This window comes from Actinokineospora sp. HUAS TT18 (genome assembly GCF_051364635.1).
Lineage (GTDB): Bacteria > Actinomycetota > Actinomycetes > Mycobacteriales > Pseudonocardiaceae > Actinokineospora.
Genome location: NZ_CP195645.1, coordinates 6229107 through 6251531 on the forward strand (window position 1 = coordinate 6229107; position 22425 = coordinate 6251531).

19 protein-coding genes are annotated in these 22425 nt (G+C 70.4%); 10 read left to right on the forward strand and 9 right to left on the reverse strand.

Features of this window, described 5'->3' with window-relative positions; genetic code table 11:
• Positions 1–2 precede the first annotated feature (2 nt).
• Entirely contained in the window at positions 3–1952 is a 1950-nt protein-coding gene (locus ACSHT8_RS28970) for a TniQ family protein (protein ID WP_436494284.1), read from the forward strand.
• A gap of 110 nt (positions 1953–2062) precedes the next feature.
• Here the strand turns inward: ACSHT8_RS28970 and ACSHT8_RS28975 are convergent, their stop codons facing one another.
• Complete coding sequence (locus ACSHT8_RS28975) at positions 2063–2371, reverse strand: hypothetical protein (RefSeq protein ID WP_436494286.1); 309 nt, start codon at positions 2369–2371, stop codon at positions 2063–2065.
• A gap of 90 nt (positions 2372–2461) precedes the next feature.
• Between ACSHT8_RS28975 and ACSHT8_RS28980 the strand changes: the two genes are divergently transcribed.
• The 7 genes from ACSHT8_RS28980 (at position 2462) to ACSHT8_RS29010 (ending at position 9766) form a co-directional block, all read left to right on the forward strand.
• Positions 2462–4225 (forward strand): ABC transporter substrate-binding protein, encoded by a 1764-nt coding sequence (locus tag ACSHT8_RS28980; protein ID WP_436494288.1) that lies wholly within the window; start codon positions 2462–2464, stop codon positions 4223–4225.
• Positions 4226–4299: 74 nt separating this feature from the next.
• Entirely contained in the window at positions 4300–5265 is a 966-nt protein-coding gene (locus ACSHT8_RS28985) for an ABC transporter permease (RefSeq protein ID WP_436494290.1), read from the forward strand.
• Positions 5258–6163 (forward strand): ABC transporter permease, encoded by a 906-nt coding sequence (locus tag ACSHT8_RS28990; protein ID WP_436494292.1) that lies wholly within the window; start codon positions 5258–5260, stop codon positions 6161–6163. The genes ACSHT8_RS28985 and ACSHT8_RS28990 overlap by 8 nt, the downstream gene beginning before the upstream one ends.
• The gene (locus ACSHT8_RS28995) at positions 6160–7107 is read left to right on the forward strand and encodes an ABC transporter ATP-binding protein (RefSeq protein ID WP_436494293.1); all 948 of its coding nucleotides are present in this window, start codon (positions 6160–6162) and stop codon (positions 7105–7107) included. The genes ACSHT8_RS28990 and ACSHT8_RS28995 overlap by 4 nt, the downstream gene beginning before the upstream one ends.
• The gene (locus tag ACSHT8_RS29000) at positions 7100–7759 is read left to right on the forward strand and encodes an ABC transporter ATP-binding protein (RefSeq protein WP_436494295.1); all 660 of its coding nucleotides are present in this window, start codon (positions 7100–7102) and stop codon (positions 7757–7759) included. Before ACSHT8_RS28995 ends, ACSHT8_RS29000 begins: the two co-directional genes overlap by 8 nt.
• Before the next feature lie 100 nt (positions 7760–7859).
• A complete protein-coding gene (locus ACSHT8_RS29005; RefSeq protein WP_243341740.1) occupies positions 7860–8054 on the forward strand; it encodes a hypothetical protein in 195 nt (64 codons plus the stop codon).
• A gap of 356 nt (positions 8055–8410) precedes the next feature.
• Entirely contained in the window at positions 8411–9766 is a 1356-nt protein-coding gene (locus ACSHT8_RS29010) for a hypothetical protein (RefSeq protein WP_436494297.1), read from the forward strand.
• Positions 9767–9829: 63 nt separating this feature from the next.
• Here ACSHT8_RS29010 and ACSHT8_RS29015 read toward each other — a convergent pair whose 3' ends face one another.
• The 3 genes from ACSHT8_RS29015 to ACSHT8_RS29025 form a co-directional block, all read right to left on the reverse strand.
• Entirely contained in the window at positions 9830–10015 is a 186-nt protein-coding gene (locus tag ACSHT8_RS29015) for a hypothetical protein (RefSeq protein WP_436502215.1), read from the reverse strand.
• A 7-nt stretch (positions 10016–10022) separates the two neighbouring features.
• Positions 10023–10193, reverse strand: coding sequence for a hypothetical protein (locus ACSHT8_RS29020; RefSeq protein ID WP_436494299.1), 171 nt, complete (start codon positions 10191–10193; stop codon positions 10023–10025).
• Between the two features lie 96 nt (positions 10194–10289).
• Positions 10290–13793 (reverse strand): M28 family peptidase, encoded by a 3504-nt coding sequence (locus ACSHT8_RS29025; RefSeq protein WP_436494301.1) that lies wholly within the window; start codon positions 13791–13793, stop codon positions 10290–10292.
• Positions 13794–13953: 160 nt separating this feature from the next.
• On the opposite strand from ACSHT8_RS29025, the gene ACSHT8_RS29030 reads away from it, so the two are divergent.
• Positions 13954–14913, forward strand: a complete 960-nt coding sequence (locus ACSHT8_RS29030; RefSeq protein ID WP_436494303.1) for a LysR family transcriptional regulator — start codon at positions 13954–13956, stop codon at positions 14911–14913.
• A 43-nt stretch (positions 14914–14956) separates the two neighbouring features.
• On the opposite strand, the gene ACSHT8_RS29035 is transcribed toward ACSHT8_RS29030, so the two are convergent.
• The 4 genes from ACSHT8_RS29035 to ACSHT8_RS29050 all read right to left on the reverse strand — a co-directional run bounded on the left by ACSHT8_RS29035 (position 14957) and on the right by ACSHT8_RS29050 (position 19902).
• Complete coding sequence (locus ACSHT8_RS29035; RefSeq protein WP_436494304.1) at positions 14957–15778, reverse strand: serine/threonine-protein kinase; 822 nt, start codon at positions 15776–15778, stop codon at positions 14957–14959.
• A 3-nt stretch (positions 15779–15781) separates the two neighbouring features.
• Positions 15782–16231 carry a hypothetical protein gene (locus ACSHT8_RS29040; RefSeq protein WP_009151869.1) on the reverse strand — a complete coding sequence of 150 codons (450 nt, stop codon included), beginning with the start codon at positions 16229–16231 and terminating at the stop codon, positions 15782–15784.
• Positions 16232–16429: 198 nt separating this feature from the next.
• Complete coding sequence (locus ACSHT8_RS29045) at positions 16430–16681, reverse strand: hypothetical protein (protein ID WP_232285517.1); 252 nt, start codon at positions 16679–16681, stop codon at positions 16430–16432.
• A 644-nt stretch (positions 16682–17325) separates the two neighbouring features.
• Positions 17326–19902, reverse strand: a complete 2577-nt coding sequence (locus tag ACSHT8_RS29050) for a heavy metal translocating P-type ATPase (RefSeq protein WP_436494307.1) — start codon at positions 19900–19902, stop codon at positions 17326–17328.
• Positions 19903–19976: 74 nt separating this feature from the next.
• Here ACSHT8_RS29050 and ACSHT8_RS29055 point away from each other — a divergent pair, with 74 nt between their 5' ends.
• A complete protein-coding gene (locus ACSHT8_RS29055; protein ID WP_436494309.1) occupies positions 19977–20198 on the forward strand; it encodes a hypothetical protein in 222 nt (73 codons plus the stop codon).
• Between the two features lie 57 nt (positions 20199–20255).
• On the opposite strand, the gene ACSHT8_RS29060 is transcribed toward ACSHT8_RS29055, so the two are convergent.
• Positions 20256–22286: a hypothetical protein gene (locus tag ACSHT8_RS29060; RefSeq protein WP_436494311.1), complete on the reverse strand. Its 2031-nt coding sequence runs from the start codon at positions 22284–22286 to the stop codon at positions 20256–20258.
• Positions 22287–22425 lie beyond the last annotated feature (139 nt).

Genomic DNA, 22425 nt, shown 5'->3' on the forward strand with positions numbered 1-22425 from the left:
CTGTGTCCCGGCCGCTGCCGCGCAGCCTTGACCCGCTGCCGGACGAGTCGATCACCGGCTTCGTGCTGCGCCTGGCTCACCGGCTTCAGATCCCGCCCGCCCGCGTGGTCGAACTCACCGGCCTGAACACCGGCCACCGCAGCAGCACCTCCGCCCTGGGCCTGGCCGTCCACGTCGTTCCCGCCGCACGGCACGCCTTCGCGCACGCGACCAGGCTGACCGCCGCCGAGACCGACAAACTGTTCCTCAGCGCGCTGGGCGATCGCTACCCCGCCGCCCAACCGAAACGCGGCCCGAACCGCTGGGGCAGCACCACCTACTTCGACCGGTGGCTGTTCACCCGGTCCACTCGCTACTGCCCGGCCTGCCTGACCGGTGAGGACACCGAACTCGGCCGGGCACTCGGCGGCGCGTGGCGCAGAACCTGGCGGCTGCCGGTCGTGTTCGTCTGCACCGAGCACCGCCGCTACCTCGATCACCAGTGCCCGGCCTGCCACCACCCAGTCCACCTCCGGCACGGCGGCGGTCATCCCCAGTGGGGCACCACCAGCCTGCACCCCACACAATGCCGGTTCTCTGGCGGGATCGGCGCCCGCGACGCCGAGCGCACTGCCTGCGCCGCCTGGCTTTCCGCACCCCAGCACCCAGTTGGCCACCCGGCCAGCACGGTGTCCGTCGCGATGCTCGACCTCCAGCACCGCATCGACGCCGCCCTCGATCCACAACGGCCGGACCGGATCGACGTGCTCGGCCGAGAGACCGCCGCCCGCCACTACTTCGTCGACCTGGAGATGATGGCCTACCTGGTTCGGGTCTCCTGGCCGCTGGGCCGCGACTTCGCCGCCTACCCGGCCCTCGCCGACGCGCTCGACGAGCACCTGGCAGACCTCAACGCACGATTCCAGGCCACCGTCCGCAACCCCAACTCCACGGGCTACAACCAAAGCGTCCAGCACTTCCTCAAGTCGCCCCCGCTGGACGCCCTCGCCTGCGCCACGCTGCTGGACATCGCCGACCACCTACTCCAGCTCGGCTCGCCGCACGCCCTGAGCACCGAAATGCGGCGCCTGCTGGCCCACGACGACCGCCGGCCGGGCAAAGCCGCTTGGAGTCGGACTTTCCTGTCCGGACGCCCGGACTGCTCGGAGGGGATGCGCCAGGCGGTCGCCCCAGTCCTCCAGAGCTACACCAGCGCCCGACGATCCCGCGGCCTTTCCGCACCCATCCGCCGCACCCCGTTCGGTCCCGAACACATCGCCCAGTTCCTGCAACAAGACTGGTACGGCAAGCACTTGCGGCACTTCACCGGCATCGCCGAGGTCCACCTGCGCCGCGGCGCCGCGCTGCACCTGTGTCAGCTCGCGGCCGGCGGCTCCATCAAGCAGGCCGCCGGGCGCCTCGGCCTGCCCGACACTCCCGCCGTCCTCGATCGCTGCCACTCCAGCGCCAAGGCACTGCACCGCTGGACACGCGCTCGCCCCGACCCACACGAGTTCGACACCGCGCTGCACCAACTCGTCGACCACCTCGCGGCAACCCCCGACCTGATCGACTACGACCGGCGGCGCGCCGCGCTGCGCGGGGACTGGTGCATCGACGCCGAGACCTGGCGCTGGATCGCCGACCAGCTACCACCAACGGAATGGGTCCACGGACGCCAGCCCCAGCTCGGCGACCGGAAACGCCAGAGCGCCTCAATCTATGTGTGGGCACACGTCACCGGAACCGAGCACGTCTTCGCCCCGCACCCGCTGCGCGACCAGCAACCCGCCGACCAGCAGGGCGCCTGGCGGATCAGCGACTACGCCTTCTGGGCACGCCTGCGGCAGCCCCGCACACGACCCCACGACAGCGCGCTGCGCACGCTGCTGGACGGCTACGCCGGCAGACTCGCCACGCACATCGACCGCACCGGGCACGCCACCACGAGCCTGGGGCCGACACTCTCGTGAACGTCGGTCCGGATTTCGTCACGTGAGTTGGCGCCCACCGGTGTGGCGGATGTGTGGCTCCAGCAGGGATCTTGCACACTGATGGACACGGTGCGCGCTGCGGGGTGGAGTCACCGAGCCGGTGACCGGTCGCCTCGGTCTTGGGCCACGTCGCTGTCGCAGCAGTCTGGGCCTGGTGAGGCGGTTGGACCTGTGTCGGCGCGGGTGATGGTCCGGCGGCGCAGGCGGTAGCCGACCGCGAGGGCGGTGACGGTGAGGACGGCCGCGGCGGCGAGCGCGGTGATGGTGCCGGTGTGGGCGCTGATCCAGGTGGTGGCGGTGGCCGAGAAGCGCGCCAGCCCGTTGCCGCTGGTGGTGGTGCCGCTGGTGGCGGCCGGGTACCAGTACCAGGCCAGGTAGGCGCCGGTGAGGATGAGCACGGCCGCGGTGATGCGGGGGCCGTAGCGGGCCAGCGCCGTGATGCGCCGGGTGAGGGCGGCGCCGGCCGCGAGAACGCAGCCAGGCTGGCGGTGCTGATCGACGCGGACAACGCGCGGCCGTCGATCACCGAAGGGTTACTAGCCGAGGTCGCCAAGTACGGCACCGCGCAGGTCAAACGCGCGTACGGCGACTGGACCGGCACGAGTCTCAAGGGTTGGAAGGACCAACTGCTGTCCCAGTCGATCCAGCCCATCCAGCAGTTCGCGGCCGCGGTGATCGTCACGGGCGCGGCGGCCTGTTCGAACCCCGGGGGAGGTGCCGCGGCGGGTGCCGGGGCGGCCGACTCCGCCGTGGTCGGCATAGCCACCGAGCCGGAGAGCCTCAGCCCGCTGCTGGGCTACGGCAAGGACGGCAACTCGAAGATCTTCGACGGGCTGCTGGCGCACGACATCGGCATGAAGCTGAAGCCCGCGCTCGCCGCCGCCCTACCGGAGGTCTCCGCGGACGGACTCACCTACACCTATGCGCTCCGCCGGGGCGTGCGGTTCAGCGACGGACGGCCCTTCGGCGCCAAGGACGTCGTCTTCACCTACCGGACGATCCTCGACGCGAAGACGAACAACGCGTCCAAGTCCGAGCTCGACGCGATCGCGGACGTCACGGCGCGCGGCGAGGACTCCGTCGTCTTCACCCTGAAGTACCCCTACGCCCCCTTCGCCGAGCGGACCGTCCTGCCCATCGCCCCCGAGCACATCGCCGGCGGACAGGACGTCAACAGCGGCGAGTTCACCACCAAGCCCGTCGGCACCGGACCGTACGTCCTCACCGCCTGGTCCAAGGGCGAGAAGCTGAGCTTCAAGGCCAACCCGGCCTACTGGGGCGGCGAGCCCGCGGTGAAGAAGTTCACCATGGCGGTCATCAAGGACGACGACGTACGCGCCACCCGGCTGCGCTCCGGCGAACTCGACGGGGCCGTCCTGCCGCCGAACCTGGCCAAGGGGTTCGCGGCCGGCAAGGCGCTCCCGGGAGCACCTCCCAGCGGTGGCTGGGGGATGCATGCGGCCAAGACCTACGACTACCGCCAGGTCACCCTGCCGACGGACCACCCGGTCACCGGCGACACGGCCGTCCGCCAGGCCCTGGACATCGCCGTGGACCGGGACACGATGGTCGACAAGCTCCTGGACGGCGCGGGCAAGGCCGCCTACGGTCCCGTCCCGACCGGCAGCCCCTGGTTCACGGCAGGTACGGAACGCCCGCACGACCTCGGCAAGGCCGAGAAGATCCTCGACGACGCCGGCTGGATCCCCGGCGCCGACGGCATCCGCGCCAGGAACGGGGTCCGCGCCGCCTTCCCGCTCTGGTACCCCTCCGGCGACAAGCTCCGCCAGGAACACGCCCTCGCCTTCGCTTCCGACGCCAAGAAGGCCGGCATCCAGGTCACCACCGAGTCCGGCAGCTGGGAGGTCATCGAGCCCCGGATGAAGACCGACGCCGTCCTCGCCGGCGGCGGCTCCCCGGCCGACCCGGACTTCGACCAGTACCTGACACTGAACTCCGCCCTCGCGGGCGACGGCTTCAACAACATGGCCCGGTACGACAACCCGGCCGTCGACAAGGCGCTGCTCGACGGCCGCCGGAGCGCGGACCCGGCCGTGCGCAAGGCCGCGTACGACACGGTCCAGCGCGAACTGGTCAAGAACCCGGGCTACGTCTACCTCACCCACATCGACCACCTCTACGTCGTGGCCGACAAGTGGGACGGGCTCACGACCCAGGTGGAGCCGCACGACCACGGCCTCGGAACCGGCCCCTGGTGGAACGTCGAGAGCTGGAAGCCGAAGCAGAAGTGAGCCGTCTCCACCGTCTCCACCGGCTTCACCGTCTCCCCGACCTCCACCGCCTCCACCGCCTCCCGTGGCGGCCGATGGCGCGCATGGCGGCGCGGCGGACCCTGTTCGCCGGCCCCGTCCTGCTCGCCGTCACCTTCGGGGTGTTCGCGGTGGCCGCGCTCTCCCCCTTCGACCCCGTCAAGGCATACGCCGGGACCGCCGGGCTCACCGCCTCCCAGGCCGGACTCGACCAGCTGCGGGTCAACCTCGGGGCGGACCAGCCCCTGCTCACGCGCTGGTGGGAGTGGCTCACCTCGGCGCTGACCGGGGACCTCGGCACCTCCGCCGTCATGCGCCAGCCCGTCTCCGACGTCATCGCCGAACGGCTCGGCTGGTCGGCGCTGCTCGCACTGTGCGCCTTCGCCGTCGCCGTGCTGCTGGGCACCGGGCTCGGCGTCCTGGCCGCGCGCAGGCAGGGCGGGCGCCTGGACCGGGCCGTCTCCGGACTCGCGTACACCCTCGAGGCGGCCCCGGCCTTCTGGCTGGGCCTGCTCGCCATCTGGTTCTTCTCGGTGCGCCTCGGCGTGCTGCCGTCCGGCGGCCTCACCGACGCGGGCAGCGACGTGGTCACCGCCGGGCAGGTGGCCCGCCACCTCGTGCTCCCCGCGCTGGTCCTCGGCATCTCCCAACTGCCCTGGTTCTTCCTGTACGTCAGGCAGGGCGTGGCCGACGCGCTGCAGGAGGATCCCGTACGGGGCGCCCGGGCGCGGGGCCTGGGGGAGCGGCGGGTGCTGCTCGGCCACGGACTGCGCTCCGGCATGCTCCCGATGCTGACCCTGATCGGGTCGCGCGTACCGGAGCTGATCACCGGCGCGCTGCTGGTGGAGACCGTCTTCAGCTGGCCCGGCATCGCCGCGGCCACCGTCCAGGCCGCGACCTCGGTGGACTTCCCGCTCCTGGCCGCGCTGACGGTCCTGGCCACCGCGGCCGTGCTGGCCGGAAACCTGCTGTCCGACCTGCTCTACGGGCTGGCGGACCCGAGGGTGGGCTTCGATGGCTGACACGACCGACACGACCGACACGGCCGTCACGACCGGAGCACCGCTCTGGCGGCCCCACGGCCGCGACCGCGGCTCCACCCGGAACGTGCGGGTGCGGACCTCGGCGGTGATCGTCGTCCTCGTCGCGCTGGCGGTGCTGCTGGTTCCGCCGCTGGTGCAACTCGACCAGCAGGCGGTCGACTTGTCGGCAAAGCTCCTGCCGCCCTCCTGGGCCCATCCCTTCGGCACCGACGACGTGGGCCGCGACCTGCTGCTGCGCTGCGTCTACGGGCTGCGCGTCTCGCTGCTGGTCGGGCTGGTGGCGGCGCTGGTCGCCACCGTCCTCGGCACGGCGGTCGGCGCGCTCGCCGGAGCGCTCGGCGGGTGGACGGACCGGTGCGTCATGCGGGTGGTGGACGCCCTGTCCTCGATCCCGCACCTGCTGCTCGGCATCTTCATCGTGGCGATGTTCCGGCCGGGGGTGTGGCCCGTGGTCGTCTCCGTGGCCCTGACCCACTGGCTGTCCACGGCCCGCATCGTCCGCGCGGAGGTCCTCTCGCTCCGCTCGCGGCCCCATGTGGACGCGGCGGTCTCGGGGGGCGCCTCGCGGTGGCGGGTGGCCGTACGCCACCTCGTGCCCGGAGTGCTGCCGCAGGCCGGGCTCGCCGCCGTACTGATGGTCCCGCACGCCATGTGGCACGAGTCGGCCCTGTCCTTCCTGGGTCTCGGCCTGCCGGCGCACCAGGCGAGCCTGGGCAACCTGGTTCAGGCGGCCCGCGGTTCGCTGCTCGCCGGCGACTGGTGGCCCACGCTCTTCCCTGGGCTCCTCCTGATCGTCCCGACCCTGGCGATCGCCGGCCTCGCGGGCGCCTGGCGCGAGCGCCTCGACCCCCGCCGCCGTTCGGAGCTGAGCCTGTGAAGACTTCCATCCGGCCCGTCCTCGAACTGGACCGGCTCTCCGTCCGCTTCCGCATGCGCGGCGGCCGGTACGTCGCGGCCGTCACCGACGCCACCCTCGCCCTGGCTCCCGGCGCGTGCCTCGCCCTCGTCGGCGAGAGCGGCTGCGGCAAGTCCGTGCTCGCCTCCGCCCTCCTCGGACTGCTCCCCGGCAACGCCGAGACCGCGGGCTCCGCCCGGCTCGCCGACGGGACCGACCTGCTCGCCCTCGACGAGCGCACCCTCGCCCGGAGCGTCCGGGGCCGCCGCGTCGCACTGGTGCCGCAGAGCCCGGCCGCGCACCTCACCCCGGTCCGCACCATCCGCTCCCACCTGGAGGAGACGGTCCGCGAACTGACCGGGACCGCCAGGGCGGACCTGCGGGAAGCGGCCGAGGCCGCAGCCGGCCGGGCGGCCTTCCCCGCCACCCACCTCGACCGCCATCCCCACCAGCTCTCCGGCGGGCTCGCCCAGCGTGCCGCCACCGCGCTCGCGCTGATCGGCGACGCGCCCCTGCTGCTCGCCGACGAGCCGACCACCGGCCTCGACCGTGACCTCGTCCACCGCACCGTCGACGAGCTGCGCGCCCACACCCGGGACGCCGGCCGGGCGCTGCTCATGATCACGCACGACCTCGCGGCGGCCCACCGCATCGCCGACACCGTGGCCGTCATGTACGCGGGCCGCATCGTGGAAACCGCCTCCGCCGAAGCCTTCTTCGGCGCTCCGGGCCCCCGCCACCCCTACGCGCGCGGACTCCTCGACGCCCTGCCCGAGCGGGCCTTCGCCCCCATCCCGGGCGCCCCGCCCGAGCTCGGCGCGCTCCCGCCCGGCTGCGCCTTCGCCGCCCGCTGTCCGCGCGCCGACTCCCGCTGCCGGGCCGAGCGGCCCCCGCTCACCGAAGGGGTGGCCTGCCACCATGCTTGAGCTCACCGGCATCACCGCCGGCTACGACCGCCGGGCCCCCGTCGTCCGCGGCGCGCACCTGAGCCTCGCCCCCGGCGCATCCCTCGGACTGCTCGGCCCGAGCGGCTGCGGCAAGTCCACGCTGGCGAGGGTCGTCGCCCTGCTGCACCGGCCCGACCGGGGGACCGTGGCCTTCGACGGCCGCGCGGTGACCGGGTTCCGGCACCGGGCCCCGCGCGCCCTGCGGACCTCCGTCGGCATGGTGTTCCAACAGCCCCGGCTCGCGGCGGACCCCCGGCTCAGGCTGCGCGAGCTCGTCGCCGAGCCGCTCCGGGCCACCGGCCGGCGCGGCGAAATCGACGCCATCGTTCCCGAGTTGGCGGACCGGGTCGGCCTGGGAGCGGACCTGCTCGACCGGCGGCCCCACGAGGTGAGCGACGGTCAGCTGCAACGGGTCTGTGTGGCAAGGGCCTTGGTGCTCCGGCCGCGCTGGCTGGTGTGCGACGAGATGACCGCCATGCTCGACGCGTCCACCACCGCCGCGCTGGTCGGCGTAGTGGAGGAGTACCGGGAGGAGTCCGGCGCGGGCCTGCTGGCGGTGGGACACGACCCCGTTCTGCTCGGGCGCTGGTGCGGGCGGACGGCCCACTGGGACGAGATCGTCAAGGACTGAACACCGGTCACGGACCGTCAACACCCGTTTGGCGGACACGGGTTTCGCCCGAAGAGACCTTCCGCTGCGCCACCATGGCGGCGCGTAAGGAGGTGTTCCGATGGTGATCTCCCTCTCCGTCCTCGTCCTGCTCCTCGTCCTCGCGTGGATCTTCATGCGCGGCGGCGGCCTCAAGCTGTCGCACGCGCTCGTCTGTGTCCTGCTCGGCTTCTACCTCGCGAGCAGCAGTCTCGCGCAGACCATCCACAACGGGGTCTCGGCCACGGCGAACGTGGTCAGCGGCTTCAAGCCCTGACCCGTGGCCGTCACCCGCCCCTCTCCGTCCGCGCGTTGATCAACTGTTGCGCCTTCGTGAATCATCCGGCTCTTCCATGGACTCCTCAGGCAGTGCGATCTAGCGTCTGGCCGCGGCGCGATGTCATACGCAATGTCAACAACACTGAGGACAAGGGAGGAAGTCCGGATGTTCCGAAGAGCGCTGAACTGCGCCGTGGCGCCGGCTCTCGCCGCATGCGCGGTGCTGTACGGGGTCTCGCCGGCCGCCGCCGAGGAGATACCCCTGGCTCCGGGCCACCGCCTGGTCAGCCACTACGACGGCGCCCCGGCCGCGGCCCGCAGCACCCGTTCCTCGCGCCCAACGGCCGCAGCGGCATGCACTCCGACGCGGCGGGCAGCGCCACCTCGCCCTGGTCGGGACCGCTCGGCAAGAACCCGAAGGTGACCAGCGAGAAGATCGCCGCCGTCGGCGGCGAATGCGCCACCGCCACCTTCGACTCGGGCGGCCGGCTGGTCACGGTGTGCGGCACCTTCGGCGGCTTCAAGGTCAAGCTGCTGGAGCCCCGTACGCTCGCCACGCTCGCGGAGTACCAGCTCCCGCAGCGTTCCTCGACGGTCCAGGCGATCACCTCGCTGGACTTCTCGAAGATCTTCAAGGACACCTCGGGCGGCGCCTACTTCTACCTGGACCACCAGGACCGTGCGGTGCTGGCCGACTCCCGCCAGCACATCCTGAGGCTCTCGCACGTCCAGAACGCGGACGGCGGCTGGCAGTTCAAGGTGGACGACGACTGGGACCTCACCGGCCAGGTCCCGCACGACTGCGTCGACTGGACCAACCTGTGGCCCACCGGCACCTGCGACCCGGTCACCTCGGTGATGCCCGACTGGAACGGCCGCATCTGGTGGGTCACCCGCCAGGGCCGTGTCGGCACCGTGGACCCGGCGACCTCGGTGATCCGCTCGATCCGGCTGGCGGGGGAGGAGATCCAGAACTCCTTCTCGGTCGGCGAGGACGGCGTCTCCATCGTCACCGACCACGCGCTGTACAGCTTCACCGCCTCCGCCGACGGCACCCCCGTCGCGCAGTGGCGCCAGACCTACGACCGGGGCACGGGAACCAAGCCCGGCTCGGTCAACCAGGGTTCGGGCACCACCCCGGACCTCTTCGGCAACGGCTACGTCGCGATCACCGACAACGCCGACGACCGGATGAACGTGCTGGTCTTCAAGCGGGCCCCGGACGTGCCCGAGGGGCAGCGGCTGGTGTGCAAGGTCCCGGTCTTCGGATCGGGCGCCTCGACCACCGACAACTCCCTGATCACCTGGGGCAACAGCATCATCGTCGAAAACAACTACGGCTACGAGAACGTCACGTCGCTGGTCCTCGGTAAGTCGGTCGTCGGCGGCGTCAGCCGCATCGACGTCCGCGCCGACGGCAGCGGCTGCGACACGGTCTGGCAGAGCGCGATCCGCTCGCCCTCCGTGGTCCCCAAGCTCTCCACCGCGAACGGGCTGCTCTACTTCTACGAGAAGGAGCCGAACTTCTGGGGGATCGACGCCTGGTACCTGACGGCCGTCGACTTCCGCACCGGGGAGCGCCGCTGGCGTCAGCTGACCGGCACCGGCCCGCTGTACGACAACAACTGGGCCCCGATCACGCTGGGCCCCGACGGGACGGCCTACGTCGGTGTCTTCAACGGCATCGTCGCCGTCCGCGACGGCGGCTGACCCCGGGCGCCGAGTCACCGCACCGCGTCACGGCGGGGGCCCGTCCACGGGGCGGGCCCCCGCTCAGGGCACCCGGCCGACGCGCTCGATGGCCACCATCGCCGCGTCGTCGCCCAGGAGACCGTTCGGAGTGTGGGCGAGGAGGTCCGCGCAGAGGTGGTGCAACAGGGCCTCCGGGCCGGCGCCGGGCCAGTCCGCGGCCCGCTCCGGGAGGGGGTAGAAGGCCCCCGACGCGTCACGTGCCTCGATGACTCCGTCAAGCGGTGAGGGCGGGGGCGGCCACCAGGAAGGGGCCCAGGTGGACCTCGGGCGGGGCGAGGACGTCCACCACCGTGACGGTGGCGATCAGCAGGAACGGGACCGCCATCAGGATCGCGCGCGAGTCCCGGAACCGGCTCGTGCGTGGGTGCGGCGCTGAAGGGGCCACGGCTCCTGCATGCACCGCGCACGGCCGGGCGGCACCCGCTCCGGCCGTGGGGCCGGGGCGGGTGCCGCCCGGGTGGTGCTCAGGGTGCCGCGGGCGTCAGCTCACCTGGAGGGTGACGTCGTCCACGACGAAGGAGGTCTGCAGGAAGGCGTCCTCCACGCCCAGGAACTTCAGGGTGACCGTCTGGCCGGCGAACCGGGAGACGTCGTACGTCTTGAGCTGGTAGCCGGAGGCCGCGTTCACGTTGGACAGGCTCGCCAGCGTCTGGCCGCCCACCGAGACCGTGAAGGTGTCGTAGGCCGTGTTCTCGGTCTCGGCGGTGTCGATGTGCAGGTAGAAGCCGAGCTGGTAAGAGGAGCAGCCGGTCGGGATGGTCACGGACTGGGAGGCGCTGTCCGTGCGGGTCGTGCCGTAGCCGTTGAGCCAGGCCTTGTACGTGCCGCCGTGCGGGGTCTGCCCCGCCTGGTTGGTGATGACGTTCGCGGTGGTGGTCCAGGGGGCGGTGCCGCTCTCGAACCCGCCGTTGGAGACGAGCTGGCGCGGGGTGCAGGAGGGGCCGGTGCCCGTGACGGTCAGGGTGTAGGTGGTGGTGTGGCTCACCGAGCCCGTGCCGGTGACGGTCAGGGTGTACGTGCCGGGCGCGGTGCTCGCGCCGACCTGGACCGAGAGCGTCGAGGAACTGCCCGACTGGACCGAGGTCGGGCTCAGCGAGGCGGTGGTGCCGGCCGGGGCGCCGGTCACCGACAGGGCGACGGTCTGGGCGGCGCCGCTGGTGGTCGCGGTGTTGATCGTCGAGCTGGCGCTGCCGCCCTGGGCGGCGCTGCCGGTGGCCGGGGAGGCGCTGATCGAGAAGTCCGGACCGGGGGTGGTGCCGCCGACGGCCTGGTTCCAGACGGTGTAGGCCACGCCGTCGGCGCTGCGGTCCAGGACCGTGGCGCTGATGTTGTTCGTGGTGTCGCAGGACGCGTGGTAGCAGGGGTCGTAGGCCGCGTTCGCGGTGCCGCCCCACTTCGCGGCCTGTGCCGAGGTCTTGCGGGCGCTGGCGCCGGCCGCGTAGCCGGAGGTGGGGATGCCGCCCTGCTGGAAGGAGTAGTCGTCACTGCGGCCCTGGCCCTCGGTGTTCTCCTCGGGAGCGAGGTTCAGGGAGGTCCAGTAGGCCTTGAGCGGGGCGGCCGCGGTGGAGTTGACGTTGTTGATGAAGTAGCCGCCGTTGGTCGAGCCGACCATGTCGAAGTTGTAGTAGGCCTTGATGGCGGTCTTCTGGGTGCTGGTGAGCTGGTTGACGTAGAACTTCGAGCCGTTGAGGCCCTGCTCCTCGTCGGTCCACCAGGCGAAGCGCACGTGCTTGGTCATGGTGGGGTTCTTCTGGGCGAGGACGAGCGCGTTCTCCAGCAGGGTCGCGGAGCCCGAGCCGTTGTCGTTGATGCCCGGACCCGCCGAGACGCTGTCGAGGTGCGCGCCGAACATGATCGTCTGGTCGGCGGGACCCCCGGGCCAGTCGGCGATCAGGTTGTTCGACGGGTAGGTGCACGAGGTGCAGTTCTGCTCGGTCACCGTGTAGCCGGCGGCCTGCAGCTTGCCCTTGACGTACGCCACCGACGCCGTGTAACCGGCGCTGCCCGCACGGCGGTTGCCTCCGTTCTGGGAGGCGATCGTGTTGAACTGGGTCAGGTGCGCCTGGACGGCGGCCACGTCGATGTCCGGCGCGCCGGGGCCCGGAGTGGTGCCGCCGACGGTGAGCGCGTAGTCGACGGTGTGCGAGAGGGTGGTGCCCTGGCCCTTGACCACGACGGTCGAGGATCCGGGGGCCGCGCTGGAGGAGGCGGTCAGCGTCAGCGTCGAGGACTGGCCGGCCTGCACGGTGGCCGGGCTGAACGAGGCGGTGACCCCGGCCGGCAGGCCGGACGCGGTGAGGGTCACCTGCTGGGCCGTGCCCGTGGAGATCGCCGTGGCGACGGTGGTGGTGGCCGACGCGCCCTGCTGGACAGTGCCCGAGGACGGGTTCAGCGCCAGCGTGAAGTCGCTGTTCTCGCCGCTCGGGGTGCAGGTCGGGTCCGCGGTCTGCGCGGGCACGCTGATCGCGTCCCAGGCGGCCTTGGTCTTGGTGAACAGCCCGCAGGTGGCGTCCAGCGACTTGGCGGAACTGAGCGTCGCGGTCCGGTACTTCTTGTAGGACATGCTGGAGGTCTTCAGCAGCATGCCGCCGTAGAAGATCTTGCCGGCGTTCTGGACGCCCACACCGGTCAGCGTGGACTGGTTGCAGGTGCTGCTGTTCGGCTTGCCGCCGCCCGGGCTGGTGCCCTCGGCGAGCAGGTAGAACCAGTGGTTCAGCGGGCCGGCCGCGGCGTGCACCTCGGTGCCCGGTATCGAGGAGCTGTAGCAGGCCGGGTCGTTGTTGACGGCCGCCGGGTTGTACATGTTACGGATCGGCCCGCTGCCCACGAGGTTGATCGTCTCGCCGACGAGGTAGTCCGGAGTGTCGTACGGGGAGGGCTCGTTGGCGAACGCCTCGGTCAGTGCGCCGAAGATGTCGCCGGTGGCCTCGCCGAGGCCGGACTCCTGGCCGCTGGTGCCGCCGGGGGTGTTGGAGTCGATGGCGTGCCCGTACTCGTGGGCCACCACGTCGATGCTGGCGATCCACTCGTTGGCGTTGTTGTGCCCGATGGTGACGCTGCTGCCGTCCCAGTAGGCGTTCACTTCATTGAGGCCGACCTTGGCGGGGAAGCTGCGGCCGTTGCCGTCGACGCCGTTGCGGCCGAGCCACTGGCTCAGCATGTCCCACTGCTTCTGCGCCGCGAACATCAGGTCCGTACAGCCGGTCTCCTTGGAGGTCGGGTTGCCCGTGCCCCAGGAGTCGGAGGACTTCGAGAAGACCGTGCCGGAGCTGTAGTCGGCGCAGCTCAGGCCGGCCCGGTTCGGGTCGCGCAGGGAGTACGTACCGCCCGACGCCGTGGTGTCGATCGTCAGCGGGTTCGGACCGTTCCACTTGCTGTTGCCGCTGCCCGCGACCACTTCGTCGAAGCGGTCGACGACCTTGCCCGTGCGGGCGTCCACGAACACGTGGAGCTTGCTGGGCGCCTTGGCGGTGCGCCCGATCAGGACGGTCTCCCAGGCCAGCACCGCCTTGTCGTCCTTGAGCTTGACGACGAGCCGGCGGCTCTGCACCTGGTCGGTCCTGACCTGCTCGGCGCGCGAGACGGCCTCGGCGGCCTGGGCCGTGACCGTCGGCGTGGTGGCCACGTCGATCGCGGTCGCGGAGGCCGACTGGAGGGCGCGTACCCGGCCCTGGCCGTCGGCGAGGACGACCGCGTCGCCGCCGACGACGGGCAGGCCGCGGTAGCTGCGCTCGTACGCGACGGAGTAGAGGTCCTTCACCCAGGGGGTGACCATGCGCCGGTCGTACTGTTGCTTGGGGGAGTTGACCAGGCTGTCGAGGCCGCTGCGCACGGCCGCGTCGGCCGCGGCGACCGCCCGTTCGGCAGCGGTGGCCGGCGCGGGATCCGCGTTCTGCGAGGCGGTGGCGGTGGTGGCCAGGGTGCCGGCGAGGCCCGTGGTCAGCACCATGGCCGCGAGGGCGGCCATCCATCTGGTGGGCTGCAAGAGTCCACTCCGATCGTGTAGGGGATGGGGCGGGGAGGAGGAAAGGCGGTCAGGCTGTTCGCGGTCGAGTATGGGCGTGGCCATGACCAGATCGGGACATCCCTGCCGACATAAGACCGGCGTTATGGTGCCGACGGATGACGCTGCGTAAGCTGCCCGGATGCAGCTAGAGTTGAGGCATCTGCAAGCGGTCTGCCAGATAGCGGAGACCGGCAGCCTGGGGGGTGCGGCGCGGCTCCTCGGCGTCTCCCAGCCGGCGCTCTCCGCCCAGCTGCGCCGGATCGAGCGGGTCACCGGCGGCGAACTCTTCGTCCGGGGCCGGCTCGGGGTCGAACCCACCCCGCTCGGCCAGTTCGTCCTGGCCAAGGCGCGCCGGGTGCTCAGCGAGATGGACGCGCTCGGCGCGGAGACGCGGGCCCGGACCGCGGACGCCCCGCTGCGCCTGGGCTGCATCCTGCTGGTGCTGATCGACGGACTGATCGCCCGCCAGGATCTGGTCCTGTCCGGCCGGGAGATCACCGTGGACATCGAGGACTCGGTGACCGCCCTGGTGCGGATGCTCGGCGCGGGGCGCTACGACGTCATCGTGTACGGCGAGGTGAACGACCACGAGGTGCCGCTGCCCGCGGGCGTGACGGCCCGCACCCTGGTCCCCAAGGAGCCCTTCTGCATCCGGATGTCAGCGCGGCATCCGCTGGCCCGCCTCGAGGCCCTCGACCTCGCGGACCTCGCCGACGAGCAGTGGATGACCCTGGTGGAGGACGACGACGGCGGACCCGAGGCGCTCGTCGAGGCCTGCGCCAAGGCCGGCTTCGTCCCCGCACTGCGCTACCGGATCACCGACCGCATGATGCAGTACGACCTGATCTCCGCGGGCCGCGCCGTCTCCCTCAGTCAGCCCACGGCGCCCGCCGTGGCGGGCACGGTGATGCGCCCGTTGATCGGGGCGCCACTCACCGGACGCATCCGGCTCGCGTGGAACCGCTCGACGGTCTCGGCCCGGCAGGCGGAGCTCTTCTACCGGTCGGCCGTCTACGCGTACCTGGCCAATGTGGACAACAACCCGTTCCACCGGATCTGGTGGGACGAGCATCCGGAGGCCCATCCGGCCCTGGACTGACGTCATTTCATACTCCGTACATGGAAAGGGTATTCGGATCCCTTTACGCTCTCCGCAGGGCAGTGGCCGCCACACCCCTGGCAGGTTCCACCCGCACCAGTGAACTGACAAACCTCCTCACGTTGGGCGGCACATGCGGCGGGAATGTGTACCATCGGTCGGTCATCGCGCGCTTCCCCGCGGCAAGGCGAGCGTCAACCTCGGAAAACTGGATCTGCTCGTACGGGAACCTGCCGGCGAGCATCTCGATCGTCGTAACGCCGATCGAGTAAAGATCAGACCTGAGAGTCACGTGCCCAGTGGACTTGGCCTCGGGGGCGAGGTACAAGGGCGTGCCCCCGTAATCCGGCGCCGTGCCAGTGCGTGGATCGATTTTGCCAGCCGAGCCTAGGTCGGCGAGGACTGCATTCTCCCGTGACTGATCGAGAAGGACATTGCCGGGCTTCACGTCCCTGTGCACATACGCGCGATCCTGGTGCAGGTACTCCAGGGCGTCCAGCACCTGGCCGCAGATCCTCATCGCGTCGGCCACGCCGAATCCGTGCCCGTCCATGAGCGCGTCGTAGACGCTCCCTCCTGGGTAGTAGTCGCAGATGAAGGTCACGGCGTCCAGACCACGGAACTGGGGGTCGGGTTCCCACTGGGCGTCCCATACCTCGATCAGATGCTTGTGCCGGGCCTCCTTCAACAGGTGCGGCTCGCGGGCCACCCCATCAGGCACGCTGAGGAGGGAGATCGTTTTCTGTACGACGTCACGATCGAAGATGTCGTGCCTCGCAAGCCGGCAGACGCCAACGTTGCCCTCCCCGATTGTTTGAAGGATCTCGTAGGTGGGCCGTTGAAGGAGGTCTCCGACGATGGGCATATCTCACTCTCCGACGATCTCTGCGCGTGCCGCCACAGCGGCGAGATCCCGCTTCTTCGTCCAGTATTTCCCTACCGGGGTATCGAAGACGCTGGCCACGTGGTCGGCGACCGCGCCCTTGCGGGGGAGGCCCAGCCGGGAGCGGAGCGTCGCGCGGGCGAGCCGAACGCAAGTCACCCCGGCGTCTACTGCGCAAGATGCCAACAGCGCCTCGGCGGTAAACCGAGTCCGCATGTCCGCAACCTTCGGTACCCGCCCGCCCGGTTCCATGTCCAGGATCACGACCCGATTGGGTGACAGTGCCGTCAGCGCGTGGACGCACTCGTCCCGGAACGCCACGATGGCGTACCCGGCGTCGGGGCCGTCGCGCAACTCAAGGCAAGTGGGCTCAGTCTCTAACACACCGTTGTCGTCGACCAGGCAGAGCCACAGCTTGCCGCCCGCCGCGTTCACGCCGAGAACTCTCAAATCTACGTACTCGCCCCTCGTCAGTGCCGGATCCGCAGGGCACCAGGGTAAGCGCCCAGACCGACGGGGCCTTGAAGACCTCATCCTTCAGCTCCGCGTAGGTAGTATCGCGGGCTGTCGCCGCGCTCACCGGCTCGGCGGATCGGGACCTGGTCGTCGCTGGTCGGGCAGTCGGTGTTCAGCTCACGATCGTGGCCGTCCGTGGGTGTCGCGAGTGGGGATGCCGCGTTCGCGGAGTTTGGTCAGCACGGTGGTGTGGTCGACGCCCAGGTGTTCGCCGACTCGCGCGAGTGACCAGCCGAGGTTGTACAGGTGGATCGCGTCGTCGACCTGCTCGGGGGAGAGTCCACGGCGGCGCATCGGCACGTCGTGTCGCTTGAGGATATTGCTGACGGTGCGCCGTTCGATGCCGAACCGGGTACCCAGCTCGTACACGGTTGCTCCGGCTTGGTACCCAGCGATGAGGTCCTTGACCTGGTCGGCGTCGAGTTGCCGTGCACGACCTGGTTTCGGCCGGTTTGCGGGCGGCGGAGCGGGCGTGGACGGGTCCGGGAGCTTCTGGAGCAGGGTCTCCAGGGCTTCTACCTGGGGTTTTGTGTTGTAGTAAGTTCCCCCAAGGTCCACAATGTGTTTGAACCCGTCTGATCACGCAGTTTCTGCTGGTCAGGCGGGTTTTCTGTGTTTGGGCGTTGGTCGCCGGGTCGTCGGGTCACGGTGTCCCTGTGGAGGAGTTCTGGAGGAGGTTTCTCCAGCTTGATCGTCTGTGGATGGGTTGAGCTGCTGGGTCGCGGTGCCCCCTCATGCCAACGGTGTGAGGGGGCACTGAATTCGTTATGCCGCTGCGGCGCCGATGAATTGACGGGGCGCGGGTTCGGGGACGGCGGGGTGGGTTGTGACGATTGTTGTGGCGGTGTGCCATTGGCGTTCGAGTGCATTGAGGAGTCGTTGTTCGACTTCGGGGGCGACGTGGGAGTAGACCTCGACGACGCGGTTGTGCAGGTGGTGGCCGAGTCGGCGGGCTTGGGTGGGTCGGCACGTTCGGTATCGAGCGGGACGTTCTGCCTCGTCGCCTTGCGGTCCTAGCGGTCTGGGCTTGTAGCCGCTTCGGCTCGCGTCTCGTGGTGCTGTTGTTCGGCGGTTTCGACCTGCGGCTCGACCTTGATGACTTGCGCTGTGGGGAGTGGGGCGGGGTGGTGGCGGCGAAGCCTGTTGGCGTTGCCGACGACGGATAGCGAGCTCAGCGCCATCGCTGCGGCAGCGAGGATGGGGCTGAGGCGGAGGCCGATCAGTGGGTAGAGCACGCCGGCGGCGATGGGGACGCCGATGGCGTTGTAGATCAGGGCGAAGAACAGGTTTTGGCGGATGTTGCGCATGGTGGCGCGGGACAGGCTGATGGCGGTCACCACGCCGGCGAGCGAGCCGGAGATGAGGGTGATGTCGGCGGCCTCGATGGCGACGTCGGTGCCGGTGCCGATCGCGAGGCCGATGTCGGCCTGGGCGAGCGCGGGTGCGTCGTTGATGCCGTCGCCGACCATGCCGGCGCGTCGCCCTTCGGCTTGTAGGCGGCGGATCTCGTCGGCCTTGTGCTCGGGCAGCACCTCGGCCAGGACGCGACGGATGCCGACCTGGCGGGCGATGGCCGCGGCGGTGCGGGCGTTGTCGCCGGTGATCATCACGACGTCCAGGCCGAGGCGGTGCAGGGAGGCGATCGCGGCGATCGAGTCGTCCTTGATGGTGTCGGCGACCGCGAGCACGCCCGCCGGTCGACCGTCCACGGCGGCCAGGATCGGGGTCTTGCCCTGGGCGGAGAAGTCCACGGCGAGCGGGTCGAGCGCGGCAGTATCGATGCCCGCGTCGGCGAGGAGCCTGCGGGTGCCGACGAGCACGGCGTGGCCGTCGACGGTGGCCTGCACGCCTTTGCCGGTGATCGAGTCGAAGCGGGACGCGGTGGCCGCGGCCAGGCCGCGGGCGCGGGCCCCGGTGACGATCGCCGCCGCCAGCGGGTGCTCGCTGTCGGCTTCGGCGGCGGCCACGAGGATGAGAAGGTCGTCCTCGCCGAGTGCGCCGGTGGTGCGGACGTCGGTGAGGGCCGGTTTGCCTGCGGTGATGGTGCCGGTCTTGTCCAGCACGACGGTGTCGAGCTTGTGTGCGGTTTCCAGGGCTTCGGCGGAGCGGATGAGGATGCCGGCCTGTGCGCCCTTGCCGGTGCCGACCATGATCGATAGCGGGGTGGCCAGGCCGAGGGCGCACGGGCAGGCGATGATCAGCACCGCGACGGCGGAGACCAGCGCGAGGGTCAGCGCCGGCGGCGGGCCGGTGACGTACCAGGCGGTGAACGCGGCGATCGCGATGGCGATCACGACCGGCACGAAGTAGGCGGAGGTCGCGTCGGCCAGCCGCTGGATCGGGGCCTTGGATGCCTGGGCCTGCCGCACCATGCGGATGATCTGGGCCAGCATGGTGTCCGCGCCGACCTTGGCCGCGCGCACCCGCAGCGACCCAGTGGTGTTGATGGTCGCGCCGATGATGGTGTCGCCTTCGTGCTTGGTGATCGGGATGGGCTCACCGGTGACCATCGACTCGTCCACGGCGGACGACCCGCTCACGACGGTGGCGTCCACGGGGATCTTCTCGCCGGGCCGGATGACGATCTCGTCACCGACGACGACCTCGTCCACGCCGATCTCGGCCTCGACGCCGTCCCGCAGGACGCGCGCGGTGCGGGCTTGGAGACCCAGCAGGGCGCGGATGGCTTCACCGGTGCCGGCCTTGGCACGGGCCTCCAGCAGCCGGCCGAGCAGGATGAGGGTGAGGATGACGCCCACGGCTTCGTAGTAGACCTCGCGGACGTCCTCCGGGAGCAAGCCCGGGGCGAGGGTGACGACCAGGCTGTAGCCGTAGGCGGCGACCGTGCCCAGAGTGATGAGGCTGTTCATGTCCGCCGAGCGGTGGGCCAGGGTGAGCCAGCCCGTGCGGTGGATCGGCCACCCGGTGTAGAGCATCACCGGGGTGATCAGGGCGAGCTGGACCCAGTGGTTGAGCAGCACACCTGGCACCCAGTCGACGCCGAACAGCTCGTGGGCCATGACGGCGAACAGCACCGGCAGGGTCAGGATCGCGCCGAGGACCACCCGCCGGGTGAGGTCGGTGATTTCGGCGCGCCGTTCCGCCGCTTGCGCGGCTTCCTCCTCTGCGGCGGTGCGGGAGGCGGACGACGGCGTCCCGCTCTCGGTGCGAGTTGCCGCGATGGGGGCGTCCGGCGCGCCGTCCCGGGGTTCGTCGGCGGGGTCGACCACGAGGGTGCCGTGGATCATGTTCATGCCGCAGGCGAACCCGAAGGTTCCCGCGCGGGTGGGATCGACCCGGACTGTGGTGCGGGCGAAGGCGGGAAGTGCGGCGTTGACGCCGAGGTCGGGGATCACCACGTGCGCGGTGCAGTCGCCACTTTCCTGGCGGTTGAAGACCAGTTCCAGGGGCACGTTCTGGCGGACCCGGATGATGTCGGGTTGGTAGCCGCCGCGCACCGTGATCTCGACTCGTTGCACGCCGTCGGACAGCTGCGCCCTGCGGGCGTGGCGGGGGCCGAAGAAGTACCAGCCCAGTCCGGCGATGACGGCGACCGCGGCCACCAGCACCACGATGTCGGCCGTGCCCATGGCGGGCTCCCTTCACCGATTCACGGGGACTGGCCCGATCGTGCTCGTCGGATACCACCCGGGGGGAGGGACCTATGTCCGCGGGAGGGTGGTCCTTTCGGATTCCATTCGGGGGCACCGACCTGACCGTCACCGGGGCGCCGCAAGGCCCAGTCCCCGCGGGGACGCCGGTCACGCCGTCGGTGGACTACAGCCACTCGATGACACCGGATCAGACCTGTTTCGGCGAACTGCTGCTCGGTCCGCCGTCGGCGCCCGCCGCGTTGTCGGTGCCGATCCGGCTCAACAGGATCTGACGGGGACAGGCCCCGCATCCCCGTGTGGGGTTGCGGGGCCTGTCCCATCTCAGCCGGTCAGGATGGCCGGACGTTGAAGATGCGTGCGTTCGGCGCGTTCGGCAGGGTGATCGACACCAGGGTCTTCCCGGCGGTGATGGGCACCGATCGGGTGTAGACGCAGTATTCGGTGCTGGTGTTGGCCAAGCCGTTGACGCTGTTGCGGCCGAACACCTTGAACGCGACCGTGGCGGGGTAGGTCGCCGCGCTGGCGCAGCTCCAGCTGGGGAATCCCCAGGCCGAGCTGCTGGAGGTGCCGTCGCTGTAGTTGAGTCGGATCGTGCCGCCGGACTCGCCGACGCCCGAGGTGCCGAGGAAGTTCACCGCCGTGCCGGTGTACCTGGAGTCGATGGTCTGGCCGACCGGCTTGATGGAGTCGAACTGGCCGGAGGTGGTGTTCGGCCAGGTGTAGGTGACGCCGCCGATGGTGACCGGCTGTCCGGCGCGGACGCTGAGCGCGGTTCCGTTGGGGAGCTGGGTGTTGTTGGCCAGCCGGTCCGACGACAGGGTGTTGCCGCTGGCGTCGAGCGTTCCCGCGGTCGGCGCGTCGCCGTCGGTGATGGCGGTGGCGTTGCGGGCGGTGGAGCCGTTGTTCCCGAAGAACCAGCCGGAGTGGTACGCGGTGGCGGTGGGCTTGAGCCGGTACATGACCGCGGTTCCCGCCGGGACGGTGACGCTGAAGTTGCCGTTCGCGTCGGGGGAGGTGTTGGGTCCGACGATCGAGGTGAGCGTGAACGCCGTGGCGGAGGTGCCGACGACCGACCCGCTCGTGGTCGCGGTGACCGACTGGGTGTTCGAGCGGTTCATGATCGCGACCGCGTAGTCGCCGTTGCTCAGGGGCTTGGCGAATACGTCGTACCCGGTTCCGCGGGCGACCCGCTTGCCTGGCGTGGCCAGCGCGTCCTGTCCGACCTCGATGATGCCGGGCTTGTTCATGAGTGCGGCCTGGGCGGACGAGATGGCGCCGCTGGCGTTGGAGTTGCGGATCATCGCGACCATGTGGCTGTTCTGCATCGCCCACATCACGTAGCCGCCGAGCTTGTTGTCGGTCGTGAGGACGGAGTCGTCGAAGTACAGCCGGTCGGGGTCGAGGAAGTGGCCCTGCTTGCCGTAGGGGCGCAGCCCTTCGATCATGTCGACGAGGGTGGTGGTGAGTGCCCAGCTCGTTCCGCCGACGTCGCCGCCGACGCGGTAGGCGTGTCCGGCCGGGGCGATGCTGTTCATCATGCGCTGGAACAGCGGTGTCGTGAAGGTGTCGTTGTCCCAGTTGGCGTAGGCGGGCGCGGAGATGTTGAGCACCATCGACCTGCGCTTGGCGGGGTCGGCGTCGGACTTGATCGTGTTGATCGCGGTCGCCGCCCGACGGTTCGACTCGATCGCGGTGTTGATCTCGAGGTCGCTGTCGAGGACGGTGAAGCAGCACTTGTTGGACGTGTTCGGCTCGCCGCAGTAGTCGAGCTTGATGTAGTCCGCGCCGACGCTTGCGAAGTACTTGAAGTCCTTGTCGAAGTTGTCGAAGCTTCCCGGCGAGGCCGTGCTGCGCCCACCGGTGTCGCACATGTACTTGCCGCCGCTGGTGTAGACGCCGAAGAACAGGCCCTTGCTGTGCAGGTAGTCGCCGACGTCCTTGAGGCCGTTGGGGTACTTCGTCGGCGACGGGATGAGGTTGCCGGTGGCCGTGTCGCGCCCGTTGCTGCAGTTCGGCACGACGGTGGCGGCGGCGTCCCAGTCGGTGCAGTCGCCCCGCACGGCCCAGGTGTCGTCGAACGAGACGGTGTTCCAGCCCAGATTCGCCAGGCCGGTGGCGACGGCGTCGTCGGCGGTCTTCTTCATGCTCGCGGCCGTCGTCGCCCTCCATGACTCCGAACGCAGGATCATCCGCGGCGTCTTGGCGTAGGAGTGATCGACGTTGACCGTGTCACTTGGGACGGTCCGCGACAACGCGGTGGCTGGCTGCGCGATGACTGTCACGGCGACGGCGGCCAGCGTCGCGGCGGAGGTGAGAACGGCGATGGCCCTGCGCCGGGCGACGTTCTTCGAAGGGTCCATTCGGAACTCCTTGATGCTGCGAGGGGTGACGCGGACGCCCAGCGCGGGTGCCCGGCGGCTTTGGTGCGGACATCTTGCGACCGGGTTTAGATCGAAGTCAACAGATTGGTACCGAGTGAACAAAAGATTGACCGATTGA